Raw genomic sequence first — 17409 nt, 5'->3', positions numbered from 1 at the left:
ATTCGGAACCGCCGTATGCGACCCACGCTTGTACGGTGGTGTGAGAGGACGGAGGCCGCGAGGCCTCCTCCTACTCGATTGCATACTGCTTATGCCGTTAGCGACACTTTTTGACTATTTTTTCTCTTCCGGCAGCACCAGATTCAGAACGATTGCCGTAATACCACCTGCGGCCATCCCCGACGATAAAATGCTTTTAATCCATTCAGGCATGAACTGGAGGATTTCCGGTTTTTGGGCAATACCCAGTCCCATCGAAAAGGACAGGGCCATGATCAGAATGGCACGGCGGTCGAGCTCGCAGCGGGAAATAATGCGGACCCCTGAGGCGGCAATAGTACCGAACATCACGATGGTTGCACCGCCCAGGACTGGCTCAGGGATCAGCTGCACCAGATTGGCGACACCCGGGAACAGCCCGAGCAGTACCAGCATTCCGGCAACAAAGTAACCGATATAGCGGCTGGCGACGCCGGTCAACTGGATGATGCCGTTGTTCTGGCTGAAGGTCGAATTTGGGAAACTGTTTAATACCGAGGCCAGTGCCGAGTTGATACCGTCGGCAAGTACCCCGCCTTTAATGCGTTTCATGTAGACCGGTCCGGCTACAGGTTGCTCTGAAGTTTCCGAGGTGGCGGTAATATCGCCGATGGCTTCAAGTGAGGTGATGGCAAAGACTATTACAAGCGGGATGAGCAGTGACCAGTCAAATCCCAGGCCATATTGCATCGGCAGCGGAATGGCTATCAGGTCGGTATCGGCGGCGCGCGAGGTATCGATCATGCCGGTCAGCCATGCCAGCACGGTGCCGGCAGCCATCGCGATAACGATCGATGAAACACGCAGGTATGGGTTCTTGACCCGATTGAGTAGCACGATTAACCCCAGCACAGTGCCGGCCAGCATCAGGTTGTCGAGGCTACCGAAGCTGCCGTTTTCAATTGCGGCGTAGCCTCCGCCCATTGACGTCAGGCCAATCTGGATCAGGGTCAGGCCAATCAGAGTCACCACAATACCGGAGACCAGCGGGGTGATTACGCGCTGGGCATGCTGAAGGACTCGAGAGATAAAGACCTCAGTCAGCGAGGCGACCAGGATAGTGCCGAAAATGGCGGCCATCATGGTTGGGATATCGGCTCCGCCGGCTTTGAGCGCCAGACCGGCACCAATAATCGGGCCGAGGAAGTTAAAGCTGGTACCCTGAATCGACAGCAGACCGGAGCCGACAGGACCAAAGGTACGAATTTGGATGAACGAAGCCAGCCCCGAGGCAAATAGGGACATACTGACGATGGTATTGGTATCGCTGGCCGGAACGCCCAGCGCCTGACAGATGATCAGCGACGGGGTGATCACCGCGACAAACATAGCCAGCAAATGCTGGGTGGCGGCAAACAGGGTTTGTGGCAGTGGTGGCCTGTCTTCCAGACGGTAGATCAGATCAGAATTACGTGGTGTTTCGATGTCGCTATGTTGGCGGGTCATGGCCGTTTTTTCCTTGGACTTACTTCGGTATCCCTTTGCGATGCGCTGAATGGGCACTGCGTTGTGAAAGCTGGTTATATCTGTGATTGCTGTTACTCAGATCCGAGCTGACACCGGGAGAAGTGAAAGTGGGTGAAATTTGTGCGCTATTTTAATTATCTTTCTGTAAATAGCAAACGTTTGCGTGTTTTGTTTTGGATTATTTTTGCTTGCTTAGGAAATACACTGAGGAAGGGTGAAAACGTAAGAAATGTGCCAGAGGCGTTATTTATCCTAGGCTGCCAAGATCACAGTACGGAATTATAGTGTCAGCCAAGCGATTGCTATCAGCCAGAAAGGTGATTTTTTACCTTCTCTGGCTGAATTACTGTGTTGGTTAGGCGTTTGAGTAGTTCTCGCGTTGTCCGAGCCAGCGATCAATGATGGCCTTGGCATTGTCCGGGTAGCGGTCGTGGACATAGCGGGCCAGTTTCTGGACCTGGGGGATCAGGTGTTGGTCACGTACCAGATCGGCGACTTTGAATTCGGCGATACCGGTCTGCTTGGTACCCAGCAGTTCTCCCGGTCCGCGAATTTCCAGATCGCGCTGGGCAATCACAAAGCCATCGCTGCTCTCGCGGAGTACACCGAGACGCTTCTGAGCGGTCTTTGACAGCGGGGCGTGATAGAGCAGGACACAATGGCTGGCAACACTGCCCCGGCCGACCCGTCCGCGCAACTGGTGCAGCTGCGCCAGACCGAGGCGCTCGGGGTTTTCGATGATCATCAGACTGGCGTTGGGCACGTCTACCCCGACCTCAATGACGGTGGTGGCAACCAGCAGGTGCAGCTCGCCGTCCTTGAAGCGCTTCATGATTTCTTGTTTTTCAGCCGGCTTCATCCGGCCGTGCACGAGCCCGATATTGAGGTCGGGAAGTTGTGCGGTGAGCTCGTCGGCGGTGTCGGAAGCGGCTTGCGCCTCTAGGACCTCGGATTCATCAATCAGAGTACAGACCCAGTATGCCTGCCGGTCTTCGTTGAGGCAGGCCGAGCGGATCCGTTCGATAATTTCTGCCCGGCGCGAATCGGGTAGGGCGACGGTCTGGATCGGGGTCCGGCCCGGCGGCAGCTCGTCAATGACCGATGTTTCGAGATCGGCATAGGCGGTCATGGCCAGGGTACGGGGGATCGGGGTCGCGGTCATGATCAGCTGGTGCGGGTAGCGACCTTCATTGGCCCCTTTCTCGCGCAGCTCCAGGCGCTGGTGGACACCGAATCGGTGCTGTTCATCGATAATTACCAGTGCGAGGTTGCTAAATACCACTTGCTCCTGAAACAGGGCGTGGGTGCCGACTACCATTTTGGCTTCACCGCTTTCGATGCGGGCTAGCTCGCTATTGCGCGCTTTGCCCTTGAGCTTGCCGGCCAGCCAGCCGACCTCGATATCCATCGGGTTGAGCCAGTTGGCAAAGTTAATCGCATGTTGCTCGGCCAGTAGCTCGGTCGGCGCCATGAGGGCGACCTGATAGCCGTGTTCAATGGCGCGCAACGCTGCCAACGCCGCGACTAGGGTTTTGCCCGATCCGACATCGCCCTGAACCAGTCTCATCATCGGGTGCGGTTTGGCCAGATCAGTTTCGATATCGGCGACAACCCGTTGCTGGGCCCCGGTCGGGCTGAACGGCAGGCTGTCGAGAAGCCGGGTTTTTAAGCTATCGGAAGCGGTTAGCGGCCAGGCTTCGTGCTGTTGGCTTTTGCTGCGCACCGCCAGCATCGACAGGTTCTGTGCCAGCAGCTCTTCGAGGATCAGCCGGTGCTGGGCCGGATGCTTGCCTTCCTCTAGCTGATCAAGGGAGACATCCGGGGTCGGGCGGTGCATGATGTGCAACGCCTGGGCCAGTGTCATCTGGCGATCGTATAAGCCATCAGGTAATAGCTCGCTGACGGCTGCCTTGTCGAGCAGGCGAAGGGCCTGATCGGTCAGGTTACGCAGGGTAAGCTGGCGCAGGCCGTCGGTAGTCGGGTAGACCGGGGTGAGGGTTTCCTCGACGCTGAGCTCGGTCGGTTCGGAGAAGACCTTGTAATCCGGGTGGATGATTTCCAGCCCGAACTTACCGCGCTTGAGCTCGCCGTAGGCTTTGACCTGTTTGCCTTCGCTGAGGCTGTTTTTCATCGCCGCGTTGAAGTTGAAAAAACGCAGTGTCGCCGAGCCGCTGCTGTCGCTGATTTTTACCGTCAGCATCCGCCGTTTGCCAAAGCTGATATTGCTGTTTAGCACTTCGCCCTGAATAGTCAGGTACTGGCCGGGCATGGCATTGGCAATCGGCCAGATCCGGGTTCGGTCTTCATAACGGAGCGGAAGGTGGAACAACAGATCCTGGACGGTGTTCAGACCAATCTTTTCCAGCTTTTCTGCCATTTTGGCACCAACACCGGACAGTTCGGTCAGGGCTATGGTATCAAGTAGTTTTCCGCTCATCGCTTATCCCGATTGTGGCTGTTATTTGGCTTTTTTCTTTGGCTCGGTGGCCTGCATGATGCTCCACCACTGGTCATCAGCGGCAATCTGCCCGTGCTCATCCAGTGGCGGGTATGCTAGCCCTTTGCGGCGGGCAACTTTTGCCAGTACCGGATGACCCCGCTCAAACAGAATACGGTGAACGACCTCATCAGGCAGCTGGGTTTTCTCCAGATCGTACATGCCGGCATTCTGGCGCTGACGCTGGGCCTCGTAGAGGATCAGGGCGCTGGCGACCGAGACATTCAGTGACTGTACCATACCGACCATCGGAATGATGATGTCCTGATCGGCAAGGGCGAGGGCTTCAGGCGTGATCCCATTTTTCTCGCCGCCGAGAATGATGGCGGTAGGCTTGGTGTAATCGACATCACGGAAATCTATCGCGGTATCCGACAAGTTGGTCGCCAGCACCTGCATGCCTTGCTCTTTTAGCGTGTTGACGGCATTGACCATATTGTCATGGGTTTCGAGCTCGACCCAGTTGCGGGCACCTGCCGAGGTGTGACTCAGTACTCGCATGCCTTCCTTTGGCCAGACGGCGTGGACTTTGTGTACCCCCACGGCATCGGCCGTACGGATAATGGCAGAGACGTTGTTGGGTTTATGCACTTCTTCCATGCATACCGTCAGATCTGGCTGGCGGGTTGCCAGGACAGACTGAATACGTTGAAAACGATCGGGAGTCATAGTGTTCTTTGTCGTTCTTTAATAAAGAAAACGCCCGAAAACGGGCGTTTATGTTCAGTATAGGAAAGCTGGGCTAACCCGTTGTTCTTTTGGCCATCAGTTCTTCTGGCGTGATACGCGGACCACATTCGGCATGACCCGGATACGGCGCATGATATTGGCCAGATGGATGCGCCCCTTGGTTGTCAGGCGTACCGTAATGGTATAGAGACGGCCATCTTTTTCTTCGGTGGCCAGCCCCTGGATATTGGAACCGGTGCCCGCGATGGTATTGGTCAGATCGGCCAGTGCCCCCTGATGGTTCTGCATGTCGACCTTCAGGTTGGTGACGAACTCCTGCTCGAAGTCCTCGCTCCATTCGACCGGCATGTATTTGTCCGGTTCTTTCTGGTAGCCACGGATGTTGGCGCATTCTTCCCGGTGGATCACCAGGCCTTTGCCCGGGCTGACATGGGCCATGATCGGATCGCCATGGATTGGATGACAGCAGTTGGCAAACGTCAGCAGGATACCGTCCGCACCCTGGATCGGCAGGCGATGGGTGGTTTCCTTTACGGTCAGCTCGTCGACATTGCCCAGTAGACGGCGGGCAATCACCACGCTCATCAACTCACCCAGGCCGATAGCGGCCAGCAGGTCGTCAATCGTCTCGAGGCGCAAATCGGTCAGTACCTGGTGCAGGTTATCCGGATCGATTTGGTCGATGCTCAGCTCGCCCAGTGCATGGTTGAGCAGGCGGCGTCCCAAGGTGATGGACTCCTCGCGGCGCATAGTCTTGAGTACCTGGCGGATTTTGGTCCGCGCGCGCGAGGTTACGACATAATTGAGCCATGCTGCATTCGGGCGTGCACCCGGCGCACTGATGATGTCAATGGTCTGGCCGTTTTTCAGTGGTTTGCTCAGCGGATAAGGCTGGCGTTCCACCCGGGCTCCGACACAGGCATTGCCGACATCGGTATGGACCGCGTAGGCAAAATCGACCGCCGTTGCCCCGACAGGCAGCTCGACAATCCGGCCTTTCGGCGTGAAGACGTACAGTTCATCCGGGAACAGATCTGATTTGACGTTTTCGATGAACTCGAACGAGCTACCGGCACTTTGCTGCAGCTCCAGCAGGCTCTGCATCCAGCGCTGGGCTTTGACCTGCGCTGTCGTGCCGCTGCTTTCACCGTCTTTGTAGGTCCAGTGGGCAGCGACGCCTTTGTCCGCCATCTGATCCATGTCATCGGTACGGATCTGCACTTCGACCGGTACCCCGTGCGGGCCGACCAGCGAGGTGTGCAGCGACTGGTAGCCATTGGCTTTCGGAATGGCGATGTAGTCTTTCATTCGGCTCGGACGGGGCTTGTACAGGTTATGGACCTGGCCAAGCACGCGGTAGCAGGTATCCAGATCGGTGACCAGTACGCGGAAGGCGTAGATGTCCATGATCGAGTGGAAGCGCTGCTCCTTGTTCTTCATCTTGTTATAGATGGAGTACAGGTTCTTTTCGCGGCCCAGTACCTTGCCTTCGATCCCCGCATCGTCGAGACGTCCCTCGATTTCGGCGTGGATCTTGTTAATCATTTCTTTGCGATTGCCGCGGGCTGCTGCCACCACTTCTTTGAGTACCCGGTAGCGGTTTGGATATAGCGCCTCAAAGCCCAGCTCTTCGAGCTCGGTCTTGATATTGTGGATACCCAGGCGGTGGGCCAGCGGAGAGAATATCTCCAGTGTTTCGCGGGCAATACGACGGCGTTTGTCCGGACGCAAGGCGCCGAGGGTCCGCATATTGTGCGTGCGGTCAGCGAGCTTGATCAGAATAACGCGGATATCATGGGCCATGGCCATGATCATTTTACGGAAGTTCTCGGCTTGCGCTTCTTTGCGGTCGCGGAACTTCAGTTTGTCCAGCTTCGATACCCCGTCGACCAGCTCGGCTACCGTCGAGCCGAAACGGCTGTCGAGATCGTCTTTGGTGACCTCGGTATCTTCGATAACGTCGTGGAGGAGGGCTGCCATCAGCGTCTCGTAGTCGAGGCGCATTTCCGCCAGGATGCGGGCTACGGCAATCGGGTGGATAATATACGGTTCGCCGCTTGAGCGGGTCTGCCCTTCGTGGGCATCTCGCGCAACGAGATACGCCTGCCTGAGCGCCTCGATTTGAGACTCAGGCAGGTATTCGATTGCGACTTCTTTCAGGCTATCAAAAAGATACAATTCGCCCGGTTCCCTGAATTAACGGTGGTCGCCTGCAATAGCGCTAACAGCTGCTAGCTCTGCTGCTTCTTGCTCTTGAAGTTCCTGACGCTCACGAGCATCCAGGATATCTTTAGTGATCAGGCCTTCTTCGATTTCACGAAGCGCGATCACTGTATACTTATCGTTTTCTTCCGGAACCAGTGGATCCTTACCGCCAGTTTGCATCTGACGAGCGCGGCGTGAAGCAATTTGGATCAGATCGAAACGGTTGCCAATTTTATCAACAGCGTCTTGAACGGTTACGCGTGCCATGGAGGACTCCAGTGGTTATATATAAAAGATGGGAAATTGTACAAAAATTGTTACTGTTCTGCCAGTAGGGCATTGAGCATGCTGTTATATTTAGCAGCTTGTTTGTCTTGCTTCAATCGTTCTGCACGAATAATGGCCTTAAAGTCCATCAGCGCAACGTCGAAATCATCATTGACGATAACGTAGTCGTACTCGTCATAATGGGAGATTTCCGAGCGTGCTTCCTGCATTCGACGGGCAATAATGGCATCGCTGTCCTGGCCGCGGGCGTTCAGACGACGCTCCAGCTCCTCTTTTGACGGAGGCAGAATAAACAGGCTCTTGGCTTCTGGCATTTGCTTGCGAATCTGACGCGCACCCTGCCAGTCGATGTCCAAAAAGACATCAATGCCTTTATTTAGCTGCTCTTCAATCCAGGGACGGGAAGTACCGTAGTAGTTGCCAAAGACTTCGGCATGTTCAAGGAATGCACCTTGCTCTGCCAGCTCAGTAAACTCTTCCACACTAATGAAATTGTAATGAACGCCGTGTTCCTCACCCGGACGCATGCCGCGTGTGGTGTGGGATACGGATACTTTCATGTCATAGGTCGGGTTTGTTTCAAGAAGGGCGTTAATCAAGCTTGATTTACCAGCGCCACTTGGTGCCGACACGATGTATAGAGTACCTTTGCTCATTGCCTGTTTCACTCAGTGATAGAAGGGCGCGCAGATTATCATGATCTGCGCACAATTGAAATTATCTGGTTGCCTGAAAAATCATCTTTTTCAAACGTTATGGCCGTAATCTTAAGCCTAGATGGATTTTTCGCTTGTGTCTGCCTGTATAAAGTGATCAAAAAAGGCAGCGGTAGCACTGCCTTTTTTTAGTGAACGCGTTGATTACTCGATGTTCTGGATCTTAATGTTGGGTAATGACAATAAATGTTTATTTGTCAGTTGCTTATGTTGTCATTATTGGCCGATTTGCAGTTTTTACTACCCAATATACCCCCCAAGTAACCATCTTGTAGCTCGTGCATGCATGTATAATATACAGCAACTAGTTTTTTAACATCACATACTAATGAGATTGTTCTGGCTCGCCCTTGGTCATAGACGCATTAGAGATGTTGTCCTAACGCACTATGTTCAGCTTAGCAAAAGTAGCATGTCACCATTAGAATACAAAAACACTATGTATTGTCGCAGCTTTCACCAGCGATCCGAGGTTTTCTAAATGACTGTAATTTGCTGAGTTTATCGATAACAACTATACCTCTCAGTAAATACGTCTGCTTGCCATACTGAACGTAAGACTCTGAAATATATGCAGCTTTTTTTCTATAAGAAACAAGTGATTGTACAAACTCTTCGATATTCCTGTGCTTACTTGTAGCTTGCTCACCAAAGAACTCTACTTTTAGCCTATGAGTTAACTCCTTATCAACGTAATAGATATGCTGTTCTCTAGAAAATACGAAATTAAAGATACCTCGTTCGCTCTTCAAGAAGTTAAATGTGGACTCGTCGACCTGCATTATATTTGCTTTGTTTAAAGCAATATCACGCTTAAATGAATCCATTCGGCAACCTTGCTTCATTTCATTATAAGGAATACAGAGTAGTTCAAGGAAACTGTTTTCTGAAACACCTAAGTCTTTATATATCAAATACATAGTAAGCATCTTGATCTTGTTCAGATACAAGTAGACTTGTTGAGTCGATAGAGTTTCCATCTCACCGTGTGCGGCTCGATCTCGTATCTCCTTGATCTGATAGAAATCTTTATCATTGATGAACACATCTGATACAGTTTTACCGATATAACGTAAGTAAGTTTTAGCTTTCTTATTGAGAGTTGCTGCACTACGATTTGGTATGAGTCTTTTGAGAGTGGTTTCATCTGCTATATTGACCACAGCACCTTCACCAATAACACCTGCTATCAATGGATCATTCTCTGCAAGAGACGTTACTCTTGAAATGAACTTAGCATAGTCATTTTGTGACATCACGTTACTCAGCTCATGCCGATCAACTCTATAACTAAAATACTTATCAAGTATTGATGCATATAGCATAAGTTCATATTCAAGGACATTTTTAATGTTGAACAATGGAATTGTCTTCGACCATATTTTGTCGAAAATAAACTTGTTATCAACAAAGTAGCTCTGACAGATTGCTTGAAATGAGGTTCTTAGTTGATCGGCAGGCATGAATGGGTAGGGCTGAGAAACCTTTTCGGTCTCTTTAACCTTATGACTTGGGACATATAGATACCCCTTGTTTGAGTCTCCGTCATACAACTCAACTCTTGTTACATAACTCGGTGTTCCAAACAGCCAAGTAAACAGGTTAGTCACTTTGAACATTAGTTTGGAAATCTCTTCCATTGAAACAGGGGTATCGTAAGTGAAATTGATGTCTAGGGTACTAGTGAATACGAAACCATCTCCATTATCATTGTCCTTCAAGTGTTTAGATTGAAAGATATTAACGTTCTTAATACTATTGCTGTTAACTAACTCTGCATGCAGTGGCTCAATGTTGGTTTGAGCTGATACGTCTCCACCCTTCTTCAACCTCCTTTTTATCTCATGATTAAAGTAGACAGAAAGCTGAGGCATGATAAACGAGACTTGTGTAATTTGATTTCTATCTGCAGATCCAGTGTATACGTGATCAAACAGCTCATTATCGTATGAAAAACCATGACGGCCTGATAAATAGTACGATGATTCACCACCACTTACGTAATCATGAACGAGGATTTCATCTGCATCCTGAGATAAAAACGGCTCAAATCTATTTGCACATTTGAGCGTTGGAAACCTGCCCCTTTCAAACGAGAGTATTCCATAACTACCATCGCCGAGTTTGACATTTATCTGTTTTTCACAGTCGAGTGTTAGTTCCATTACATCGCATCAATATAAAACCAGTTTCAATTCATTCTACGATTTCACAAACAAAACTCAATTCAATAGACACGATCCATATAAGAACTGATCTACCGTTTCCTTACTAAGTAAGAGCATCGATCGTTGATTTTACCTTCTCCTCATCTGACAATGCGTTGATAATATCATCTGACCAATCGAAATCGGATTCTGAAGCCTCTCTGCCTAGTAAGAGCTTTATCGTTTCTTCTTGTAGTGTGTAGTTGTAGTTCTGAAGCAGTTCAGATATTTCATACTCATCCATTGCAACAAGCGAATCATCCTCATACTGACAGTATTTAACTGTGAGATGTAGCCGCTTTAGCATTATGGTTTCATAGTCTATAGCCTCAAAAGAGTTATTGTTCAACAAATAATCGGCAAATAGTGTTATCAAACAAGATAAGTCATCATAGCCAAGCTCATCATCAGAAGTGACAAAACCATGCTGCTTAGCAAGCGTTTTTAAATCAGTAAGTGTTTCCTGATGAAGATGAACCTTCTTCATTTTAAGTCCGGAATTTCTACGGAGATTGTCTGCTTTTCTTCTCCGGACATTGGCTGCTCTTTTCTGCTTTTCTTTCTTTTCTTTTTCTATGTCTTTCGCTGTCTTCTTTTTGATTCTTAGCTTCATTCCGTGAGTCTCACATTGATTTTGTGTTGGTCATACTATGGTGTGAGACTCACGTAATATCAAGTGTTCTCTTGGGTTTCTTGTGAGGCTCGATAAATGTTTGTGATTATAACTTATTGTAAACATACAATTTAATTTCTGTGAGCCTCACGATTTTTGGTTTTTCCAAAGACTCAATTGTGAGTCTCACAAGTGCTTTGGTATATGAGAAATGGGCTGTTTTGAAAACTGTAAATCGAGTTGTGACATCAAAAAACTGAGGAGAATGTCATGACAGATTTAGGTTTGATTAGACGTGAAATGATCTTGGAACAGCTCTGCATCTCTAACTCAACATTGTATCTGTGGATCTCACAAGGGAAGTTTCCAGAGCACACAAAGAAGTGTGGTCGAATTGTTTTCTGGCGGGTATCAGATATCAAGCAGTGGATGAATGGTTCTTATGGTGCAGAAGTTGACGTAGGAGATTCTGAATAATGGCTAAAAGAAAACTTACATCAGTTGTGTCCGCAAGATTGGTTGGGATGAAGATTATTGAGTGGATTGAGTTGAGACCGAGCGTACGAGCGCAGTCCGTAAACTTGATTAGCAAGGTAAATAAGGTGTTCAAATCATGAGCAAGAAATTAAATTTGAAAGAGCTACAATTCGAATCATGGATTGAAGAATGGGACTGGATTTATAACTACTACGATGCAGCGATAGAAGATGAGTATCGTGTAGATGTGCTAAGAAAGACCGCAGATAGTATCTACTTAGAGCCATATGTAAGGTACACAACTGGATATATGCACGAACTAGCGGACAAGTTGGAATTCTGTACGGATGAAGAACCATGTAAAAGTCCTGCTTGTAAAAGATGCGTTCGCATGTTTCAGATTGAAATCTATCGTTCAATCTTGCGCTCAATTGTGCATGAGCTAGAAAGAGATCCAGATACTCGCTTTTGCGCAATGAATATTGTCCAGTATTCTCGCGCCGTCGATGCCTATGGATTTGTTGATTATGACATCAAAGCGGATAAAACTAGACTTGGCAAGCTATTGTTTAACAGTAAAGTGACTGGCCCAGTTTTGGGTGCATTTGAGATGGATTTTCACAAGACACCACAAAAATGGCTTGGTCACTATCACTTGTTTGCTAGGTTGTCAGGAAATGAGGAAGCCATAGCAAGATTATCTGGGAAAGTTGGCAAATTACATCCCGAGCATATCAAGAGCAACGTTATAGCTAGACCATTTCTCGTTCAGGAAATACAGGATCCACGGAAGCAGATTAGCTACCTGTATAAATTAGGATTTAACGAAGTCAGAGACTTCAAAACACCAAATAGGAAAAGACGTACTAAGAAATACCGGCTCGAAGAGCGGTTGTTTTGTAACTATCTTTGCTGGATGTATGAGATGGGACTGAAGAAGTTCTTAGTTCGACGTAAAGCCAGTGTCTGGCTTAGACATTCCAATTTTTAACTGCTATCTGTTGTAATAGACTAGTGTATGAGGGGTATAGATGCATATAAAGGCTATTTCTATGAAAATCACCTGACAACACTAGTCTTTCTGCGGTGGTAGAAGCAATATCTACCATCTAGCCAATATCAATTAGAATGTATAGGTTGAGTTAGCCTCATATGTAGTGGCTCATACTCAATCATACATATCCGCTGGTAAGTCACGACTAGATCGTACTGTCGGCCTGCGGGTATCGTAACTCACAACTGGACAATTCCGAGTTACGAACCATAGAACACTCTGACTTTTCGCATAACTTGTAATTATAGCAAAGACTTGAGTCCAGTATTTAATTTGTCTAGAAGATATTGAATGTTGTTTAGCTAGGTGCAGAAATGACAAGCCATTTAAACATTGCTTAGCAACAAGGTACCTAAAATCGCGGCTATATTTGAACATCAAAAGCCCCCCAACAATTGGTTATCCAACTATTGGAGGCCAGTTCAAGATGGTGGTTTTTGTTTATTTGTCTGAACATGCTAACGGCAATGACCAGTTAAACAACATTGATGTCATCCTAATTACAAGTGTCACAGCCACACACATCGTGAACGACGTCATGTTGTCTACCCCAACATTCAGAGCCATGGCATAGGTCACGCCACCAATTATACAAGACGTCGCGTATATTTCCTGTTGAAGTACGCCAGCCACCTCACCTGTTAGCGAGTCTCTAAGGATTCCTCCCCCGCATCCAGTAATTACACCCATGGTCGTTGCGACTACGTATGAATCTTGAAACTGCATAGCCTTATCGAATCCAATTCCAACGAACACGGCCAGGCCAACTGCGTCACAGATTAGTAGTGGCCAATTCGGTATGGTCTTCTTACTTCGAACAAGGATGACTGAAGCAATGCATGTAATAAGGATTGTCCAAAGGTATGTGTTGTCATTCATCCAAAATACAGGGGTAGCACCAAGCGCAACGTCACGAACCGTCCCACCGCCAATGGCTGTTAGGCCTCCGAGGACAAGAGCGCCAAACGCGTCCATTCTGAATCGTGAAGCAACCAACACACCTGATATCGCAAAAATTGCAGTGCCGAAGATATCGAAGAAGTAAATTAGTGACATATAGAGAACGTACCAAAGAAAAGCCCTCTTTCGAGAGCTTGGTTATCAATTAGAGTTTAAACAGCCTCGCTGGCTACTAACGGCTTTTCGGCTTTCGACTTAGGGAACATCATCTGAGCCAAGATAGGACAAACCACCAGAATCACAAGAACGTAGTAGAACGCGCTAACAAAGCTGCCAGTCATATCTACTAAGTAGCCAACAATCTGAGTGTTTACCGTAGCCAAGATGTACGACGCAAGCCAGAACGTAGACATAGCAAACATGATTGTGTTTGTTGATGGGTTCTTGAGAAGTTCGCGAGGTAGAGAGAAGATGAAACTGAACCAAGAAGACAGCATCATCCCCGCACCAAACGCACCAGCAACAATAATGTACTCATTTGAGCCAAAGAACATCATGTAAGTTGTAACCGCCATGATTACTGATGTGACAGCAAATAGCTTCTGGTATTGAACGCCTTTGCCTTTCAGCCAAATAGATAGTGCCGCACCAACAACAATACCAATCTGGTTAATTGAAGGGGCAAGGTAAGCAATACTGTCTGCAGGAAGGTTTGCATACTCTGCATAGTAAGTCGGCAGGTATGTGAATGGCACTAGGAGCATTAGCAAGCCTCCAACATACTGAATGATCATGCTCCAAACTACGCGAGACTTAACAACCGTCTTGATCTCCGCACGCTTCTCTTCTGGCGTTGGCTCTTGGCCTTTCTCTTGCTTAAAATCCTTGAAGAAGACTATCCAAGCAACAGCGAATGCAAGCGTGATCCAGCCGTAAGACGCTAGAAGGGTTTTCCAGCCACCAGCAAATTCGATTAGAGGCGCTGCAAACATAAGAACAATCGCAGAACCGATAACGTTAGGAATACCATTGATACTGTTAAGCTTCGCTCCCGTCTTTGCATCAAAGTAGTGAGCCACTACCGGAACCATTGATACTAGGCACATCGCTCCGCCTAGGCCGTTTAGGAATCGGATTAGAACAAGCGTGTAAAAGTTATCAGTGAATGGGACGAACACAGCTGTACCAACTAAAAGTAGTGCAAGAAGGTAGGACTTCTTGATCCCAAGCTTGTAGGTAACAACGGCAATGCCAAGCGCACCAAGGATTTTTGCCCAAAGAATTGCATTGGTCATCATTGCTGAGTCGGCAACGCCTATACCATAGTCCTGCATGATTTGTGCACCAACTGCACCAGTAGTACTCCAACTCGCGCCAAACACGAGATAAACTGCGAACATTAAAAATTCGACAATGTATTTTTCTGATTTCATAGATTGACCTTATTTGATTTTGCCCCCTCCTGCTGCTGGATGCGGGGGCTATGACTGGTTATTGAGCAGGAAGGTTGTGCTCAACTAGCTTCACAAACATCGATGCGCCAAGTGGAATTATGCTGTCGTTAAAGTCGTAAGATGGGTTGTGTAGAGATGACCCCTCGTTGCCCACGAAGAAGTAGCAACCTTCAATATCTTGAAGCATCCAAGAGAAGTCTTCGCTGCCGGATAGTGGTCGGCAGTCAGCGTTAACCTTGTCTTCTCCAATTAGGTCGGCCGCGACCTTAGCAACAAGCTTGGCCTGTTCTGGATTGTTAACCGTCGCAGGGCAGCTTCCGTCACGAACGGTAACAGTTGCTTTAGCACCGTGCGCTTGGGCTGTCATTTCAACAACCTCTTTTAGTCGCTTAAGAGTAAGCTGGCGAATGCCTTCATCGAATGCGCGAACACAGCCTTTTAAGGTCGCCGTTTTAGGCATGATGTTGTAAGTGCCAGAACCTGCATGCGCGTCAGCAAAAGAAAGAACCACAGATTCTAGTGGTGATACGTTGCGAGATACGATTGTATGCGCCGCCATGATGATATTACTCATCACCAATGGGCCGTCAATCATACCTTCTGGCATAGCCGCATGGCCGCCCTTGCCTACAATCTCAATATCGAATCGATCGCAGCTTGCTTCAATTGCACCTTCACGAAGCCAAATGTGGCCTTCAGGTACGTGTGGCATGTTGTGCTGGCCGTAAATCACACCACAAGGGAATCGTTCGAATAGGCCGTCGTCGATCATGGTCTTTGAGCCAGTAAGCTCTTCCTCTGCAGTCTGGAAAATAAAGTGGATTTTTCCGCTAAACTCTCGACCTTGCGATAAGTACCATGCCGCAGCTAGAAGTGTTGCCATGTGGCCGTCATGGCCGCAAGCGTGCATTACGCCTTTATTCTTTGATGCGTGTTCGAACTCGTTAAGCTCTTCCATTGCTAGGGCATCCATATCAGCACGAAGGCCAACAGTCTTGTTTGATGGATACTTACCCTTAAGGACGCCAACTAAGCCAGTACCACCAATTCCAGTGTGTACCTCGTCGAATCCGAAGCTATCAAGCATTTCAGCGACTTTCTTTGCCGTGTCGTGCTCTTTGTAGCTAATCTCTGGATACATGTGGAACTCACGTCGCCACTCTGCGAACATCGATTTGTTGCTTTCTATTTCTTTTATCATTGTGGGTGCTCCTTGCTATTGGAAATTTTGGGAATTTCGTATAAGGAGCGCCGTGCAGCGCTCCATTTTGATTTGCTATCGGCCTGACTTCGCTAGGTACGCAGTCATTTCAGCTGCCGGAACCATGCCGCCGCCAGTCGCCCATACAAGGTGTGTTGCGTTCTCCAGCTTCTCTTCAGTAAGGTCCATTCGATCTTGGTACTCTTTGCCTTTTGATACGTGAACAGGGCCAACCATGCCAGATAGTGCTGAAGGCTCTAGCTGAACATCCTCAAGCTCTGAAAGCTCGCCCAAGTGCTTGTACATATTCTCATCCGTAATGGTGTAGAAGCCATCAAGCAGGCGCTCCATTGCACGGCCAACAAAGCCAGAGGCACGGCCAACTGCTAGGCCGTCTGCAGCAGTAATGTTGTCGATGCCAAGCTCTTGAACAGAAATGCCGTCATGTAGGCCTGTGTAAACACCAAGCAGCATGCAAGGTGAGTGAGTTGGTTCTGCAAAGATGCAGCGAACATTGTCACCAAACGCCAGCTTAAGACCGAACGCAACGCCACCCGGCCCACCGCCTACGCCACACGGTAGGTAAACGAACAGTGGGTTGTCGCTATCAACTTTGATACCCATATCGTCGAACTGCTTCTTAAGTCGCTCGCCAGCTACCGAGTAGCCAAGGAATAGGTTTCGAGAGTTCTCGTCATCGATAAAAAAGCACTTCGGATCATCTTTCGCATCTTCACGGCCTTTCTCTACAGCTACGCCGTAGTCTTGCTCGTGTTCTACAACCGTTACGCCTAGAGATCGAAGTTTGTACTTCTTCCACGTTCTGGCATCTGCAGACATGTGAACACTTACCTGAAAACCAAGCTTTGCACTGATGATGCCGATAGACATGCCTAAGTTACCCGTAGAGCCAACCGCAATGCTGTGTTCGCTGAAGAACGACTTCAGCTCATCCGAGTAAAGCTTTTCGTAATTGTCTTCCACTGAAAGCAAGCCTGCATTTATCGCCAGCTCTTCAGCGTGCTTAAGAACCTCGTAAATACCACCTCGCGCCTTGATCGAGCCAGAGATAGGAAGGTGGCTGTCTTTCTTCATTAGCATCTTGCCAGAGATTTTCACTCCATAGTGATTGCTTAGATACTCCTGCATTGCAGGGATTGCTTGAACCTCAGACTCAATAATGCCTCTGGTGGCCTCTAGTTCAGGGAATGCCTTGCACAAGTATGGTGCAAAGCGCTTAAGTCGTTCACTTGCGTCCTGCACGTCATTTTCATCAAGCCCCACGTAAGGAAGGCCAGCCTCAAGAGTTGTCGCATTTGGATTAAACCAAACTAGTTCTTCCAGGCTCATGAGGTTGTGAAGAAGTGGGAAGCTAGAAGTAAGCTCGGCTAGTTTTTCCTGGTTCATTTCTATCTCTTTTGTGTTTGTGATTAAGGAGCAAGGCTGTATATCAAGTTGTGAAGCAACTTTTGGAGTTTGCTATGGGGTGTAATTTTCCGGTTATCCGGCGGAGCGGTCAAACGATCAAAACTCACAACTAAGTTGAGCTGGATTGAAACAAGAAGGAGCTAACTTCACACTTTTTTGTCTTTATTGACCTT

At 48.5% G+C, this 17409-nt stretch carries 14 protein-coding genes; 2 read left to right on the top strand and 12 right to left on the bottom strand.

Annotated features, from left to right (window positions below; translation table 11 throughout):
* Positions 1-114: 114 nt before the first annotated feature.
* From BIT28_RS07700 to BIT28_RS07665, 8 genes are all read right to left on the bottom strand, one after another.
* Positions 115-1485 carry a uracil-xanthine permease family protein gene (locus tag BIT28_RS07700; protein WP_075763039.1) on the bottom strand — a complete coding sequence of 457 codons (1371 nt, stop codon included), beginning with the start codon at positions 1483-1485 and terminating at the stop codon, positions 115-117.
* Between the two features lie 376 nt (positions 1486-1861).
* Positions 1862-3943, bottom strand: coding sequence for an ATP-dependent DNA helicase RecG (gene recG, locus BIT28_RS07695; protein ID WP_075763038.1), 2082 nt, complete (start codon positions 3941-3943; stop codon positions 1862-1864).
* Between the two features lie 21 nt (positions 3944-3964).
* A complete protein-coding gene (trmH, locus tag BIT28_RS07690; RefSeq protein ID WP_075763037.1) occupies positions 3965-4672 on the bottom strand; it encodes a tRNA (guanosine(18)-2'-O)-methyltransferase TrmH in 708 nt (235 codons plus the stop codon).
* A 96-nt stretch (positions 4673-4768) separates the two neighbouring features.
* Positions 4769-6871, bottom strand: a complete 2103-nt coding sequence (gene spoT / locus BIT28_RS07685) for a bifunctional GTP diphosphokinase/guanosine-3',5'-bis pyrophosphate 3'-pyrophosphohydrolase (RefSeq protein WP_075763036.1) — start codon at positions 6869-6871, stop codon at positions 4769-4771.
* 18 nt (positions 6872-6889) lie between these two features.
* On the bottom strand, positions 6890-7165 hold the full coding sequence (gene rpoZ, locus BIT28_RS07680; protein WP_036821454.1) for a DNA-directed RNA polymerase subunit omega: 276 nt from the start codon (positions 7163-7165) through the stop codon (positions 6890-6892).
* A 50-nt stretch (positions 7166-7215) separates the two neighbouring features.
* Entirely contained in the window at positions 7216-7842 is a 627-nt protein-coding gene (gmk, locus tag BIT28_RS07675) for a guanylate kinase (RefSeq protein WP_075763035.1), read from the bottom strand.
* A 497-nt stretch (positions 7843-8339) separates the two neighbouring features.
* On the bottom strand, positions 8340-10067 hold the full coding sequence (locus tag BIT28_RS07670) for an ApeA N-terminal domain 1-containing protein (RefSeq protein ID WP_075763034.1): 1728 nt from the start codon (positions 10065-10067) through the stop codon (positions 8340-8342).
* Positions 10068-10173: 106 nt separating this feature from the next.
* Entirely contained in the window at positions 10174-10722 is a 549-nt protein-coding gene (locus BIT28_RS07665; protein WP_075763033.1) for a hypothetical protein, read from the bottom strand.
* A gap of 270 nt (positions 10723-10992) precedes the next feature.
* Here BIT28_RS07665 and BIT28_RS07660 point away from each other — a divergent pair, with 270 nt between their 5' ends.
* Together BIT28_RS07660 and BIT28_RS07655 are read left to right on the top strand one after the other, a co-directional pair.
* Positions 10993-11199 (top strand): helix-turn-helix transcriptional regulator, encoded by a 207-nt coding sequence (locus BIT28_RS07660; protein ID WP_075763032.1) that lies wholly within the window; start codon positions 10993-10995, stop codon positions 11197-11199.
* 136 nt (positions 11200-11335) lie between these two features.
* Positions 11336-12190, top strand: coding sequence for a hypothetical protein (locus BIT28_RS07655; protein WP_075763031.1), 855 nt, complete (start codon positions 11336-11338; stop codon positions 12188-12190).
* 504 nt (positions 12191-12694) lie between these two features.
* On the opposite strand, the gene BIT28_RS07645 is transcribed toward BIT28_RS07655, so the two are convergent.
* The 4 genes from BIT28_RS07645 to BIT28_RS07630 form a co-directional block, all read right to left on the bottom strand.
* Positions 12695-13309: a trimeric intracellular cation channel family protein gene (locus tag BIT28_RS07645; RefSeq protein ID WP_075763030.1), complete on the bottom strand. Its 615-nt coding sequence runs from the start codon at positions 13307-13309 to the stop codon at positions 12695-12697.
* 56 nt (positions 13310-13365) lie between these two features.
* Positions 13366-14586 (bottom strand): MFS transporter, encoded by a 1221-nt coding sequence (locus tag BIT28_RS07640; protein ID WP_075763029.1) that lies wholly within the window; start codon positions 14584-14586, stop codon positions 13366-13368.
* 58 nt (positions 14587-14644) lie between these two features.
* Positions 14645-15808 carry a M20 aminoacylase family protein gene (locus tag BIT28_RS07635; protein ID WP_075763028.1) on the bottom strand — a complete coding sequence of 388 codons (1164 nt, stop codon included), beginning with the start codon at positions 15806-15808 and terminating at the stop codon, positions 14645-14647.
* A 75-nt stretch (positions 15809-15883) separates the two neighbouring features.
* A complete protein-coding gene (locus BIT28_RS07630; protein WP_075763027.1) occupies positions 15884-17215 on the bottom strand; it encodes a D-serine ammonia-lyase in 1332 nt (443 codons plus the stop codon).
* Positions 17216-17409 lie beyond the last annotated feature (194 nt).

The organism is Photobacterium proteolyticum, from assembly GCF_001939735.1.
In the GTDB taxonomy this organism is placed as follows: domain Bacteria; phylum Pseudomonadota; class Gammaproteobacteria; order Enterobacterales; family Vibrionaceae; genus Photobacterium; species Photobacterium proteolyticum.
Note: the sequence above shows the minus strand (reverse complement) of the source record. Positions and strands in the feature narration are given on the sequence as shown.